The sequence below is a fragment of the Desulfobacter sp. genome (assembly GCF_050177295.1).
Genome location: NZ_JBFXHE010000079.1, coordinates 1 through 13,998, shown reverse-complemented (window position 1 = coordinate 13,998; position 13,998 = coordinate 1). Strand labels below are relative to the sequence as shown.

Annotated in this window: 15 protein-coding genes; all 15 read right to left on the bottom strand. The window is 49.3% G+C overall.

Annotated elements, in window-relative coordinates:
- Positions 1 to 202: 202 nt before the first annotated feature.
- Positions 203 to 655, bottom strand: a complete 453-nt coding sequence (locus AB7U36_RS08135; protein ID WP_428159288.1) for a TadE/TadG family type IV pilus assembly protein — start codon at positions 653 to 655, stop codon at positions 203 to 205.
- Positions 656 to 870: 215 nt separating this feature from the next.
- A complete protein-coding gene (locus AB7U36_RS08130; protein ID WP_428159287.1) occupies positions 871 to 1,434 on the bottom strand; it encodes a FlgO family outer membrane protein in 564 nt (187 codons plus the stop codon).
- A 16-nt stretch (positions 1,435 to 1,450) separates the two neighbouring features.
- Positions 1,451 to 2,266 carry a hypothetical protein gene (locus AB7U36_RS08125; RefSeq protein WP_428159286.1) on the bottom strand — a complete coding sequence of 272 codons (816 nt, stop codon included), beginning with the start codon at positions 2,264 to 2,266 and terminating at the stop codon, positions 1,451 to 1,453.
- A 5-nt stretch (positions 2,267 to 2,271) separates the two neighbouring features.
- Positions 2,272 to 3,219 carry a tetratricopeptide repeat protein gene (locus AB7U36_RS08120; protein WP_428159285.1) on the bottom strand — a complete coding sequence of 316 codons (948 nt, stop codon included), beginning with the start codon at positions 3,217 to 3,219 and terminating at the stop codon, positions 2,272 to 2,274.
- 11 nt (positions 3,220 to 3,230) lie between these two features.
- Positions 3,231 to 4,229 (bottom strand): LytR C-terminal domain-containing protein, encoded by a 999-nt coding sequence (locus AB7U36_RS08115; RefSeq protein WP_428159284.1) that lies wholly within the window; start codon positions 4,227 to 4,229, stop codon positions 3,231 to 3,233.
- Positions 4,229 to 5,158 carry a type II secretion system F family protein gene (locus AB7U36_RS08110; RefSeq protein ID WP_428159283.1) on the bottom strand — a complete coding sequence of 310 codons (930 nt, stop codon included), beginning with the start codon at positions 5,156 to 5,158 and terminating at the stop codon, positions 4,229 to 4,231. The genes AB7U36_RS08115 and AB7U36_RS08110 overlap by 1 nt, the downstream gene beginning before the upstream one ends.
- An 11-nt stretch (positions 5,159 to 5,169) precedes the next feature.
- Complete coding sequence (locus AB7U36_RS08105; protein ID WP_428159282.1) at positions 5,170 to 6,132, bottom strand: type II secretion system F family protein; 963 nt, start codon at positions 6,130 to 6,132, stop codon at positions 5,170 to 5,172.
- A gap of 66 nt (positions 6,133 to 6,198) precedes the next feature.
- A complete protein-coding gene (locus tag AB7U36_RS08100) occupies positions 6,199 to 7,569 on the bottom strand; it encodes a CpaF family protein (RefSeq protein ID WP_428159281.1) in 1,371 nt (456 codons plus the stop codon).
- A gap of 15 nt (positions 7,570 to 7,584) precedes the next feature.
- Entirely contained in the window at positions 7,585 to 8,736 is a 1,152-nt protein-coding gene (locus AB7U36_RS08095; protein ID WP_428159280.1) for an AAA family ATPase, read from the bottom strand.
- Between the two features lie 18 nt (positions 8,737 to 8,754).
- The gene (locus AB7U36_RS08090; RefSeq protein ID WP_428159279.1) at positions 8,755 to 10,062 is read right to left on the bottom strand and encodes a pilus assembly protein TadG-related protein; all 1,308 of its coding nucleotides are present in this window, start codon (positions 10,060 to 10,062) and stop codon (positions 8,755 to 8,757) included.
- 19 nt (positions 10,063 to 10,081) lie between these two features.
- The gene (locus AB7U36_RS08085) at positions 10,082 to 10,474 is read right to left on the bottom strand and encodes a TadE/TadG family type IV pilus assembly protein (protein WP_428159278.1); all 393 of its coding nucleotides are present in this window, start codon (positions 10,472 to 10,474) and stop codon (positions 10,082 to 10,084) included.
- Between the two features lie 31 nt (positions 10,475 to 10,505).
- A complete protein-coding gene (locus AB7U36_RS08080; RefSeq protein WP_428159277.1) occupies positions 10,506 to 10,793 on the bottom strand; it encodes a hypothetical protein in 288 nt (95 codons plus the stop codon).
- 37 nt (positions 10,794 to 10,830) lie between these two features.
- Positions 10,831 to 12,336: a type II and III secretion system protein family protein gene (locus tag AB7U36_RS08075; protein ID WP_428159276.1), complete on the bottom strand. Its 1,506-nt coding sequence runs from the start codon at positions 12,334 to 12,336 to the stop codon at positions 10,831 to 10,833.
- Between the two features lie 7 nt (positions 12,337 to 12,343).
- Entirely contained in the window at positions 12,344 to 13,231 is an 888-nt protein-coding gene (gene cpaB / locus AB7U36_RS08070; RefSeq protein ID WP_428159275.1) for a Flp pilus assembly protein CpaB, read from the bottom strand.
- Between the two features lie 55 nt (positions 13,232 to 13,286).
- The gene (locus AB7U36_RS08065) at positions 13,287 to 13,820 is read right to left on the bottom strand and encodes an A24 family peptidase (RefSeq protein ID WP_428159274.1); all 534 of its coding nucleotides are present in this window, start codon (positions 13,818 to 13,820) and stop codon (positions 13,287 to 13,289) included.
- Between the last annotated feature and the right edge of the window lie 178 nt (positions 13,821 to 13,998).

Below are 13,998 nucleotides of genomic sequence, written 5' to 3'. Positions count from 1 at the left end.
AACCGGTTAACAGCAAATGCTGGCTGCCCGGTATCATGAGCCGTAAAAAACAGATCATCCCCTTCCTGGAAAAAGTATTCGGTTAATTAAGTAATTCAAGGGCTTTTGGTGTTTTGCCAAAAGCCCTGCCCTTTTCCCCAAGCAGTATCTCCACCCGTCACGGGGCAATAAATGGAAACATATCAGATAATATTAATTCCCTTTATTCCGTTCTCATGGTGGCGGTTGAAGAAAGCGTGAGGGTGTTTGCAAGGCCTGGGATAAAATTGGGGATCATCAAGAAAGTATAAGGGTAAGACACTGTGACGGATGAAAAATCGCCACTCTCCGCACCTGGGTTAGGGGAAATTATTGGCTCAGTTGACCCGGCCCCACCAAGAGAAATTAGCATAGAACTTTTTGTTTCTGCATCAAAACCCAAAAAATTATGTACAGCATCTTCAAAATTCTGATTGGTAGGTAAAATATTATCACCGCCTTCCGGGGGTAAGTTATACATTACGCAAGCTCTGGCAGCCTCCCTGGCAGCATGCGTGACCAGCGCCTTGTCGTACAAAATGACGGCAAACTCTATTATCCCGAAAAGCAACGTAATAAACAGGGGAAAGACCAAAGCAAATTCCACGGCAGTAGCCCCTTTTTCGTTTCTTAACATTTTATCTTCTCCTTTGGCTTGCTCGTTTTTTATTTGCCTCAAGATACCACGCCGACAAGCCGGCAATCATAATAATAAATTCTTGCCTGATTATTTTTTCCCGTCAATTTTTTGTCCTCGGATGTCGGAAAGCCTGGGCAGGGGGTTATGTCGTCCTGCTGTCTTCCCCATGCCCCCCCCCGGGAAGGGGGGGAACAATGAATCCCATTTCAAAGCTATTGAATTAAGTGCCTCGTTTCACGGTACTCTAAATGAATTTTCTTATCGCATGATGAGATGACAATGCTGTCAACCGGATTTACCATCCTTGCGGAAACATAAATATTGTCGTACCTGTCGTACCCCGGCGCATACGCGTAGGTTCCAACAACAACGACAGACGCTTTATGTACGGCGCTGATCTCCTTTATATTTCGGCTCAGAAGAAATTCTCCCTTGTCCTCGGGATCCACAAAAATAGAACTATGCCGGAGTTTAATTTCAACAACTTTATACCCCTTCTGAGCAAGCCTTGAGCCGACTTGTTCGGCCATGATCCGACCAAATGCTGAAGACTTTGTCAAGTCACTGACATCAACAAAACTGGCAACAACAATGGGGGCATCCTGGGAAATGGGCTGCCTCAAATTATTTTCAAGTTTATTCACGATATCATAACTGGCAGAAACAATATCGACATTCCAGGAAGCCCCGGCAGTTGACACCTGCTTGGACGGAGAATAGCAGCCCAAAAAGATTATAGGCATAAGAATCAAAATAAAAAGATTGTGTACGTTCATTATACTGTCCTCCACGCTATTGGTTTACAACAAAGAAAATTTTACCAGGCAGTGACATCTCCTCACGTCCTTCAAAATCCGGAATATTTGCATATTGCTCGGCGTCCTCGGAGTTGATGTAATATACACCAGACTGTCTAGCCAGAAGTGAGCCATCATGCGAGATGGTGATTGCCAAATTTATTTCCGACTTGGGTGCCATCCTTTCAAACAGATATTCTCCACCTTGATCAAGCGCATCAATAACGGCACCTGCCACGATAGTGGCACCAAAAGCGGATGTTTCGCTACAGAGCTTATAAACACCATATCCAATAGCGGCGAGAGCAGTATATGTTCCAGGGACCTTGTTCATCGTCCTGTCCGCTTTATACTCTATTTTTTGAACAGACCATCTCAGTGTCAGTGCCCCCTCCTGGCTGTACGCAATCGGATATCCAAGGACGATTAATTCATTTACCAGGCTTTGCCTGAAAGTTTTTCCGAATACAGACCGGTCATTCGTCTGGATGTATATAGAAGGCTTGGTTGGGGCCGTATTTACCTGCTCTAATGCTCTAACTTCACGTTCCATGATATAGCCACTGCCTACCTTATTTATTGTGTTGCCCTCCAGGAACAGGCCCAGTTGCTTGGAAAAATCTTTAGCAAGGATTTCCCAGTGATGAGTGGCTTCAAGTCTTTTTTGAAAAGAAAATGGGTTCTCTACCACTTTAGGGGCTTGCGAACAACTAAATAAACAGAAACTAAAAGAACTTAACAGAATAATGATAGAACTGAGTTTTTTCATCACAAATTCCTTTATAACTAATTTCAAGTAAATTATTTTCATGACCGTTAGTCCGTCATGGCTTTCTGGGTCAGCTGCAAATTATTGTATGCCTTCTCATAGAATACGGGATTTATAAAAAGCGCCTTTTCAAATGCGGCAACAGCATCTTCATATCTCCTGTTCAGTAAATATTCATACCCGATGTTATTATAGGCAGCGGCCTCGTCAGCCGTCCCCAGAAAAGTGGTAAGGGCCTTGTCATATTCGCCGATGCGGCAATATGAAAGCGCCAGGTTGTTCAGTATCCGTTTGTGTGTTCCCTTTTTTTGTACCGCTTTGCTCAGCAGGATTACCGCCTGCCCATAATCCCCGGCCAGATAGTATGAAACCGCCAGATTGTTAACAAGGTCAATATTGTCAGGCTTGAGTGCCAGGGCTCGAGTGTAGTGCGCAATTGAGGCGGAGAACTCTTTTCGATGCCCGGCAAGCAGCCCCAGATAGCTGTGGGATTTCCAAAGGCCGGGATCTATTTTTACGGCACGGGTAAAGGCGGCTTGTGCGTCATCCGGTTTTTCCAGTCCAAAACAACATTGGCCGATCCCTTCAAAGGCCCGAGCGTTTTCAGGGTCTATTTCCAAAATTCGCTTAAATTTAAGAGAAGCTGCAGAGTACAGGCCCTTGTCCAGGAGCAGCAGGGCCTGGGAGAAAAGTAACCGGGTATTATCGGGATCTGCTTCCAGCGCCCTGGCATAATTAATAAAGGCGCTTCCCGTATCATTGTTGCGTAGAAACTGATCTGCACGCTTTGCGTATTCATCGGCAGTGAGTTCCGGCACCACATCAGGCTCAGCCTTAACCTCTTTAAACTTCATCTGCGCGTCAATGACCTTTTGCAGGTCAACCTGGTTTCGAGACCACGGGCCGGAATCGTTTTTCAGACTGCTGCAACCGGTAACCGAAATGACCATGAAAATAATAACTACATATTGTTTTGAATGAAAACCGCTGAACATAGAGACCCGCCTTATTGTAAAATTTGCCGATTAGGAATCATATCCCGCCCAAGGACCAACTTTACATGCAGCTTGGCGGAAGACAGGGCGCCCACCTTTGTAACGTCCTGGCGGCCGGGGATGAGCGTTGAGAGCAGGTAAGCCTCCTGCAGATAACCGTCCCGGTAATAAATTTGGGTTTTGGGCATGTTGAAACGCGACGCGTTTGATATTCTCCTGACGACCAGTCCATTTCTTTTCAGATAACCGGCAGTGCACCGCGCCATGCCCTGAACACCGTTGCCATTGGCCACGTCAATGCCGGCAATCCGCCTGTCACTCTGTTTTATCACCTGCTGCCCGCCCGTTTGCCCTGGGACTTGCCCTGGGACTTGCCCTGGGACTTGCCCTGAATTTGCCGGTTGGTGTTCCGGAGATTGGGACAACGCCCGGGGGGCAATATCTCTTGGTTTGATGGCATAAATTTTTTCACCCCCGTTCTTCTGCGCCGGCACATTCCTGGTGTATCCGGCACGGGCCATTGCCAGATTATTTTTAATCCTGGCTTGATCGTCTAACGCAGCCGCCTTTTCGAAACTAGCAACAGCCGCCTTAAAATTTTCCTGGCAAAGATAGGAATAGCCAAGATTATTATAGAGATAGGCACCTTCTGGGGTCAGGGAAATCGCTTTGCGGTATGCCGTTTCCGCGTTATCATATTCATGCAGGGCATCATAGGCGACACCCAGGGCATTATATGCATTTACGTATTCAGGATCGGCATCCACCGCCTTGCCGAATTCAATGACCGCCTTGCCGTGCTGCCCCCGCTGCTGGTAAAATCGCCCCAGTCTGTAGTGGGCCACGGCAAGGTCTTTTACCGGACGGACGTTGCGCCAGAAATGGGGCAACATAGACGAGTTAACCATAGAAGACTTAAAAAATTTGGCGCCGCAGCCGGACAACACGACCAGGAAAACCACCAAAACCAACAGGAACACCGCCGCAAAATTCTCTCTTTTGCTCACCATTATTTACCCCATACCTGTATAATTTCCCTGAATATTTTAATGCCGGCAGGACCAAGTATCACGGCAAAGAGTGACGGCAATATAAATAAGATCATCGGGATGGTCAGCTTGACCGGAATCTTTGCGGCCTGCTCCTCCAGCCGGTTGAAATACTTGAGCCGCATATCCTCGGCATTGACCCTGAGCGCCATGGTAATGCCGGTACCGAATTTTTCCGCCTGCACCAGAAGACTGACAAGATTGTGAACATCCCCAATATCCACCCGCCGTGCCAGGTTCATCCAGCACTCTTTTCTGGACCGGCCTGTTTTGACCTCCAGGCCCAGGATATGGAATTCGGTGGCTAACGCCGCACAGCTATGGGTAAACTCTTTGGAAACCCTGCTGATGGCCGCATCAAGTCCCATTCCTGCTTCCACGCAAACCACGAGAATATCCATGGCCTCGGGAAAGGCCTTCATCAGGACATCCTTTCGTTTTATAATCTTGTTTTTTAACCACAAATAGGGGCCAAAAAATCCCACCCCGGCCAAGCCAAGGGCAATGAGACTGTACTTCTGGGTCAATTCATGGTTGCTGAGTAACAGCCCGACGATAAAGCCCGCAGGAAAAAGGATGACCAGAAAAACCGTAACCATCCAGTAGCGCCTGACACCGGTTGAACTGTAAATACCGGCCTTGGCAAAAGGAAAATTTTCCTCTTTTGTATGATAAATAATCCGGTCGTATTTTTTTATATTTTTGCCGCGCTCTTTTTTTGCCTTTTTTGACTTGAAATCATCCAGGTCTTCCCTGGGGCTCCCGCTGAACTTTACGGCACGCTTCAACAGTTCCTGATTCCTGCTTTTTTCGTTTAAGTGTGCCAGCAGCAGCCAGCTTGCCAGAAAAACCGAGACAAAAACCAGGGATATAAACATATAGGGACTCATCTGGATATCTCCTATACCTCAATATTGACAATCCTGCTCATGACAAAAATTCCTATGCCCATCAGCAGCAGGGCTCCGCCTATGATATAGGGGCCAAGAGGATCTGTGACCAGGACCTTTAAATAATCTTTATTGGATATATAAATAAAGAATGCAACCAGGAACGGTACGCAGATCAGAACAATGGCCGACAATCTGCCCTCAGCGGTAATGGTACGGATTTTTTCTTTAAATCTGAATTTTTTCCGAATATTATCCGCGACATTCTCCATGATCTCCCCCAGGTTGCCGCCGGTTTGACGCTGGATAATGACTGCAACGGCAAAATAATTGATGTCCGAATGGTCCATTCTGGCGGAAAAACGCTTTAAAACGTCATCAACCCCCCTGCCGAAGTTGATCTCCTCGACGATGCGGGTAAATTCATCACTTACGGGTGAGGGCATTTCATCCGCAACCATTTTAAAACTGGCAATCAGGGCGTGCCCCGCCTTCATTGATCGGGTCATCAGGGCCAGGGTGTCGGGAAAAAGCGAGATGAATTTCTGTAACCGTCTCTTTTTCATGAACGAAATATAAAACCAGGGCATCAGTGCGGCGATAAGACCCACCGGCAGGATAACGATAATGTGGTTGCCAATGTAAAGAAAGGCGGCAAGGGCGACAACAGCACCCATGGAGAGCGACAGCAGCAGAAAAACCCCAACCAGCATGTTAACGCCGCTTTGGGCAATAAAATTGTCCAGCCCATGGCAGAAGGGCAGGCGCACAAGGAGTTGATCAAGGGCCGGAATTTCACTCATCTTTTTGGCGTAGAGCAGATCCGGGGGTTTGGCTTTATCATCTTCCCGGGAGATATATTTTTCAAACACCTGGCGGGCGGATCGCGTCTTGTCCCTGCCAAAAACAGCGTAACCCAGCTCAAAAAACAACAGAACCGAAAAGAATATTGCAAGGATGAGGATAATTGTCATATACGTTGCTCCAAGGCGTTTGTTTTGTATTCAGTCTCTATCGTTCGTCGGCATCTACGCACATAATCAGTCCACCTCAAAAATTCCGGGAGACAATTCAATGCCCATGGCAATCAGCTTATCCATGAACTTGGGACGAATTCCCCGGGTCTTGAATGCGCCGATGACCACGCCGTCCTGGCCGATGCCCCTTTGGTCAAAACCGAAGATCTCCTGCATGGTGATGACCTCGCCCTCCATACCGGTAATCTCCTGGAGGCTGATCACCTTTCTGGAACCATCCACCAGCCGGTCCGCGTGAACCACCACATCTATGGCCGAAGAGATGTATTTTTTGATATAGTAACTGGGCAGGTTAAATCCTGCCATGTTGACCATGGTTTCCAGGCGCATAAGAGAATCCACCGCCGAATTGGCATGGACCGTGGTTAAAGAGCCGTCATGGCCGGTATTCATAGCCTGGAGCATATCAACAGCCTCGGCCCCGCGCACCTCACCGACAACAATGCGGTCCGGACGCATACGGAGGGAATTGATCAGCAGGTGCTGCTGGGTGATCTGCCCCTTGCCTTCGATGTTGGCCGGCCGGGTTTCCAGGCGGACCACATGATCCTGGCGCAACTGCAGTTCGGCGGAGTCCTCAATGGTGACAATACGCTCATTGCTGGAGATAAAGCCGGAAAGAATGTTCAGCAGCGTGGTTTTACCCGACCCTGTGCCGCCGGAAATCAAAACATTGAGCCTGGCCTTGACAATGGCCATAAGCAGTTCACCGATCTGCGGGGTCAGGGTTTTGAGCACGATGAGATCTTCCAGCTTGAGCGGGTCAACCGCAAACCGGCGGATGGAGACAGACGGTCCGTCCAGGGCCAAAGGGGGGATAATGGCGTTCACCCTGGATCCGTCGGCCAGCCTGGCATCCACCATGGGATTCATTTCGTCAATCCTGCGGCCCACAGCGGAAACAATTCGTTCGATAATCCGCATGAGGTGATCGTCATCCTGGAACCTGATCCTGGTCAGCTCCAGTTTCCCGTATCTTTCAACATAAACCTGCTTGTATGAATTGACCAGGATATCGGAAATAGTGGGATCCTTGAGCAGGGGCTCCAGGGGGCCTAGGCCCACCACCTCATCAAATATCTCATTGATGAGAATTTCCCGCTCCCTGAGGTTAATGGGAACGCCACCCCGATCATGGGTCAGCAGTTTATCGGTGATTTGGGATATTTCATCTTTGAGAACCCCTTCATTAATATCTTCAAGCAGGGAAAGATTGATGGTCTTTGCCAGTTTCTCATGGATATTGTTTTTTAAATCAAAAAATTCATCCGATGAACAGAAGTCCCGGGAGTTATTTTGATACGTATCCCTGAAACCATGAATGGTGTTTCGTGATTTTTCCAATTGCGCCAAACGCGATTGCAAATCAAGCATGATCATCCTTTCTTCTTACCAGAGCCAGCGCCTGCGCTTTTTGCTGCGGCCGGGCGGCTGCCCGTCCAGATAAGCGGCCAGTTCAATATATTCCTTGCAGATTTTTGCCTTGGGCGCTGCATCGAAAATGACTCTGCCCTCGTTAATGGCTTTCATGGTGTTGGCATAATCGTTTGAAATAGAAAAATAAATTTTCTTGTCGGAGATGCGCTCCGCCTCCTGGGTAGTGACATAATTCTTTTTGTCAAATCTGTTGATAATGAATTTAATTTTTTCCGGATCAACCCGGGCGTTGGACATCAGGGCGTCATTAATGCGTTTGACATTGACCAGGCACTGAAGATTGAGAATGGATACCATGAAAATTTCATCTGATATGCCGAAAAGCTTAAAACAGGTTTCATTGATCTGCACCCCTGTATCAATGACAATATAATCAAAGGTCGAACGCATGGCGCTTAAAAGCTTGCGGATCACTTCGGGCTGCACCGCCGATTCCAGCTTGGCCGGCGGCGGGGCCACATAGATGCCGGTTGAGTGGGAAAGAAGCGCCTTTTTCAAAAAAACGGAATCCAGACGCTCAATATTATTGGCCAGCTCCTCCCAACTGAACTGGGACTTCAAATCAAGAAAAAGCGGAATGTCTCCGAACATCCGGTTCATGTCCACCAGGGCGACATCCTTATCCCCATGCAGTGCTTTCAGGCCCACCGCGTAATTAAGGGCGACAGTCGTGGTGCCTACCCCTCCCTTGGTGCCCAGGACCGTAATTATTTTTCCGGAAGCCCGGCTGTCGAATTTGGCGCCGCTAATCAGCATCCGATCCGACACCTTGGCAAAGGCCGCCACCACCTCTTCATGGTTGATGGGTTGCTGGAAAAACTCCCTGGCGCCATACCGCAGGGCATTGAGCAAAATCTCGGGGGTGCCGAGCGTTGAGGTTAGAAAAACGGTCCCCACAATACCATCCTGGATAAAAGACCGGACCGCCTCAAATTCGACATCCAGGTTCTGCCCCACTTCCAGAACAAGGATATCAACATAGGTGGCCTTGTCATCAACGTCCAGGGAGAATTTAGGCATTTCGTTGATGATGGTCTCAAGTGCATGTTTAACCACAGCGGTCTTGATGGAGAGCTTGACGGATATTTTTTTGGACTCGGACATTATTTTTTTCATAAAATATTATTCGACCAGTACTGGATGTTTGGCATGAATACCGTAATTATTGCCGCTTGTCCCGCCTTTGGGCGTATGGGCCTTACAGTTGGGTTTAAAATAAATTGCCTTGGCCTGGTATGGCGCGGTACTCCCGTCAACATTCTCCAGATTGAAAAAATCCGCAAAACTATCCCAGCACGCTTTTATGGCAGCCTGTTTTTCTTCAGGTGATGCGCCGTCCGGGATTTGAGGTGTGCACGACCAGTCGTCTCTTTCGTCTCCGGATTCCATCCGGCTGGGAATATCGCCAATTTTGAGGTTTTGATCATTGACATTACCGTTTATCCATATAACATCCACATTGACCATCCCCTTTACCGGAACACAGTTTTCCATGTTATTGGCATCGCCACAGTCAACAACAAGCAGATTTAAGTTCCATGCACTATCCGGAGTACCATCCCCGTCGGTATCATCAGTATTTGCCTTCCAGCAATCAATGAATGACGCAAAGGCCGTGTCTGCCTGTCCACCAAGGGCGGCCACAGCCTTGTTCAGCTTTATTGGATAGGGATTCCCCGATTGACAGACCAGGGCTTTTATAGCATTTGAATTTGTCCCCGACTCGACACAGCCGTCCTCGTCGTCCAAATCCTGTTCAAAACTTGTCCATCCGCCGCTCTCCCCTGAAAGATCATCCTGACCGCTGTTGATCATCCTGCCCATGTTGCAGGTATAGTCCCCGTCCGCATCAACGATCGATCCCTCACATATGGCGATGGGCTGGTCCACATCTCCGGGCTCAAGCTGTCCGGCAAAGCCGATATAGCCCACAGCAGAAGCAGACGCCACAAACTGGGTCAACCCCAGCGCCTTGGCAAAAAAGGAGGCCACATCATTGCGGGTGACCGTCACCTGAACTGCATTGATATATTCATCGGTGGTATCCAGCACATTGAACGGCACATTGACCCAGTCAATCTGCTCCGTACCGCTGTCGTGAAATGCCTTATCGGTAAAAGACCAGTGGCCTATTTGGGCCGTCACCTCAGTCGCCTCTATGAGCTGCTGGTCACTCATATTGCTGGCGGCTACCTGCTCGGCCTCATCATCCGCACCGGCATTGATCGTGTCGTTATCAGTAAACAAAACTGCCGCACCGGCCAAGGCCCCGGCATCAGCCGCGTTCTGCAGTTCATTTTTCACCACGGTCAGATGGGTAATATCAACGGCCAGGGCGGCAAACCCTAAAAGGGCCACCAGGGCCAGGGTGCTCATAATCAGCACTGAACCTTTTTCATTATTCAAAATGTCAACAAATTGAGTTTTCATATTTTTTTCCAAAAAAAAATTATTCCATCCTCATGACTGTTGTCCCACTCAGGTTCAAAGAGGTGTCCAAAGAGGTGAAATTAGGCAACACAAGAAAATCATAGGTGTAATTTACCGATACCGTCAGGTTATCTCCCGTCGTGGTGACATTGACGCTGGGGCTGTTGTTGCCGCCAAGGCTGATAAGATGATTGCTCAGATAGCTGTCCACCAAATCTTTTACGGCAGCATCGGATGCGTCCCCGTTATATACGGTGGCCGAACGGGCACCCTCCCGGCTGGCATTGGTAATGATCGCCTTGTCATATAACACAATGCTGAATTCAATAATGACGAAAAAAAGGAGGATAAGTACAGGGGATACCAGGGCAAATTCCACCGCAGCCACCCCGCTTTCAGACATAATTTTCATTTTGCATACACCTTTTTGGCATTACTCCCGGCTACATGTCTTCATAACTGCCGGTTTTGACTTTATGCTCCACGGTGATCTTATGCTCGACTTTAAAGCTGTCCCGGTAACTTTCAACCGTGGACGCAGCGGCCTTGCCGTCATGGCTGTCAACCGGTTCCATATTTTTTTTCCCGGCATCCATGTCATAGATCTGGTTGAACATTGCCTGTTCATAGGAGAGGCCGTAAAAATCAGCCACCCGGCTCTCCCGCCGGGCGCAGCCGAAAAGCATTGCCAGGGACAAAAAAACAATTATCATCGCTGTTGTGAATTTCATACTCATGCTCCCATGGATAGATTGTTATGTTGAAACATTACTCCGGGATAATATAGCCGAAATCACCCTCAAGGCCCTTTTTATGGGGTTGGGGCACGGCAGCTTTATCGTCTGCCCGCCCCCGTCCCTCCATGAGGCCGAGCATATTGAACTCAAAACTGTCCGGCGGCACAAAGGAATCCGTGGGCAACGACTGTGATTCAGCGTAAAACGGTTTCACCAGGTGCGGGGTCACCACAATAACCAGTTCGGTTTCATCTTTCTGGAAACTGCTGCTCCTGAACAACGCTCCCAGTATCGGGATATCGCCCAGAAGGGGAAATTTATGGATTGTCTCCCGGACCTTGTTGTTCAGCAGCCCTGCAATGGCAAAACTCTGTCCGTCTTTAAGCTCCACCCGGGTGGATGCTTTCCGGGTGGTAAGACCGGGAATAACATAACCGGAAATGGTCATGACTGAGGTATAATCCAGTTCGGAAACTTCAGGACTTACATTCATGCTGATAATGCCGTCATCCAGAACCGTGGGTGTAAAATTCAGCCGGACGCCGAACTCCCGCCATTCCACGCCGATCCCGTCATCATCGGGCACCGGCACAGGAAACTCGCCGCCGGCCAGAAAATGGGCGGGCTGTCCGGAAAGGGAAATCAGGGTCGGTTTGGCCAGGATCTGAATCAGCCCTTCTTCTTTCATGGCGTCAATCAGGAGCGTCCACATTTTTGATCCGGAAAAATAGGAAAATATGGCATTGACACTGGAGGAGACCACCATGGGGTTTTCCGGATAGCCCTTTTCCGGCAACGCGGTGATCTGATCCAACAGGCTCAACCCAATGGTATTGTCGGTCATCCAGTTGAAATTCACTCCCATTTCCTCCCCAAGGGAACGTGACATCTCCGCGATGCGCACCTCCAGCATCACCTGCTGAATGCCGCCCACCTGGAGCAGGTTGATCACCTTGCCCGTGTTGCCCTGTCCGCTGGACGCAAGCTGCCCCGATGCATCGCCCATCACTACCGTTTGCGTGTTGCCCTGTCCGCTGGACTCAAGATAAGACTCGGCCAGCTCAAGCACACGGCTGATGGTGGTCGCACCGGAGACCGTGCCGGTGAGGGTGATACTATTATTGGTTGAAAAAACCCGTATATTTTCGTTGGGGAAAATGTCATGCAGGTTCTTTTTCAGGGGTGTCAGGTCAGGGACAACACTGATGTTGTAAATGCCGACAATGGTATTCTTTTCGTCCCACAGCGTCAGCTGGGTTGTGCCCGGGGCCTTTGCCGAACAGAACACCCATTTGGAGGACTGGTTTTCTGAATATATGATCTCGGCCACTTCGGGATCGGCAATATGGACACGTGCCACAGAGGTTGTTGATTGTATCTTGCCGAGGGTGCCCACCACAAGTTCCAGGGGGCGCTGGGTCTGTTCCACCACCTGTGTCTGCACAACACCACTCCAGGCCGGTACTGCCCGGAATACAAATATAAAGGTAACAGCAACCAAAAGAAAAAGTTTGCCGATCAAACGTTTAAACCGCATCTCTCCCCTACCTCCGCTTCATCTGTATGAGCTGCACATTGTTGCCGTTCATCACCTCAACCGTTATTTTTCTTGGCCTTCCCACCGGAACCACCCTTTTCACCACCTTGTCTTCTTCCACCTTTTTGACCACCACGGCGTCCCGGGGAACCTGATAGGAGGCCAGCAGGTTCGTCACCGTAGCGCCCCGGGTCAGTTCATCTTCCTTGTCGGAATAGTTTCTCAACGCAAGCTGGATCTTGCCCCGGTTCAATGCCAGCCCCAGCTTTTCCGCCTCCTCGGGATCGACTTCCAGGGTCACGACATCATAATCTTTGGCCTCTTTTTTATCCCCTTCCGCCAGTTGGGGACCCGAGGAGAGCACCAGGATGTTTTCCAGCACCATTTTTGTCATGAACTCGTCAACGTCTCCCTGTGTCTTTGTGTCATCCTCCTTTTGTATGGAGACCAGCACATCAACAAAGTGGCCGGGTTTAAGGAAATTGGAAACGCCGATCACCTTGTCCACCTTGACCGCCATGGCCCGCTTGCCGGGGGTGACAATAACGGCCATGCCCCCGCTTTTGGCGTCCGTGGGTGCAAGTGTTGATTCCAGCAGCAGTTCGGTTTTCCGGACCGGCTGAACAAGGGTCCGCCCCACCAGCTTCTCCGTATCACACAGGCTGCCCTGGGGGATTGACGTCTGAAGAAACGGCACCAGAAGAATATCCTCCCGGACCAATACGGCCCCCCGGTCCACATCCCGGGCCGCCACGGCAACCAGCCCGGTTTCAATTTTGTTGCTCTCCGGCACCGCCTCGGGTTTTTTCATAACCGTCTTGAACATTAGAAAACTGACCGTTCCGGCTATGGCCAGGGCCAGGACCAGAAAAATCAGACGACTGTTTGGGTTCATGTTTCAACTCCATGGATACATCATTTCTTAAATTCAACTTGGAAAAAGCCCGGCATCACGGCCAGAAAAACGACAGGGCTGTGCCCACGGCGATGGCAAGGCCATAGGGAACCGTGTAGTGCATCCCCTCACGGGTATTGACCCGGGTCCGCAAAGCCCCAAGGCCGCCGCCGGAAACCGCCTGGGTCAGCATAAGCATGACAAAACTCAGTTCCATGAGCAGGGTGCCCCGGACCACCATCAGCACCAGGGCGTAGACCCCGCCGCAAACGGCGGTGAGCAGAAAAATTTTTAACATCTGGAGGGTGCCCACAAAGGCCCCCACAGCAGCCATCAGCTTGACGTCTCCGGCCCCCATCCCCCCGCCCGCATAAAAAGGGATCAGCAGGGCAAAGCCAATACCAAGGCCCTTGAGACTGAAAAACAGGCCTTGTAATCCACCGGTACTGACATGAAAGGATAGACCGACTAAAACCGCCGGAAAGGTGAGAAGATTTGGTATTTTTCTGTGACGGATATCAAAAAAAGCCGCAAGGATAAGAATTGAAACAAAAAAAGTGAATGTAATTTGATGGTCCGATATAACCATTATATATTGCTCAACCTCTTATTTGGCTTTTGATTTTTGTCAGATTAAAAACTTACGTAGTATCTGCTGATTTTCTCCTATATGAAGAAGATAGCCTTGACCCCCTTTTAAGACCTTCATTAAAAAATCATGGTAAAAAAAGACTTGTTAGGGGTTTAGAGCGTTTTTTAAGGCAATT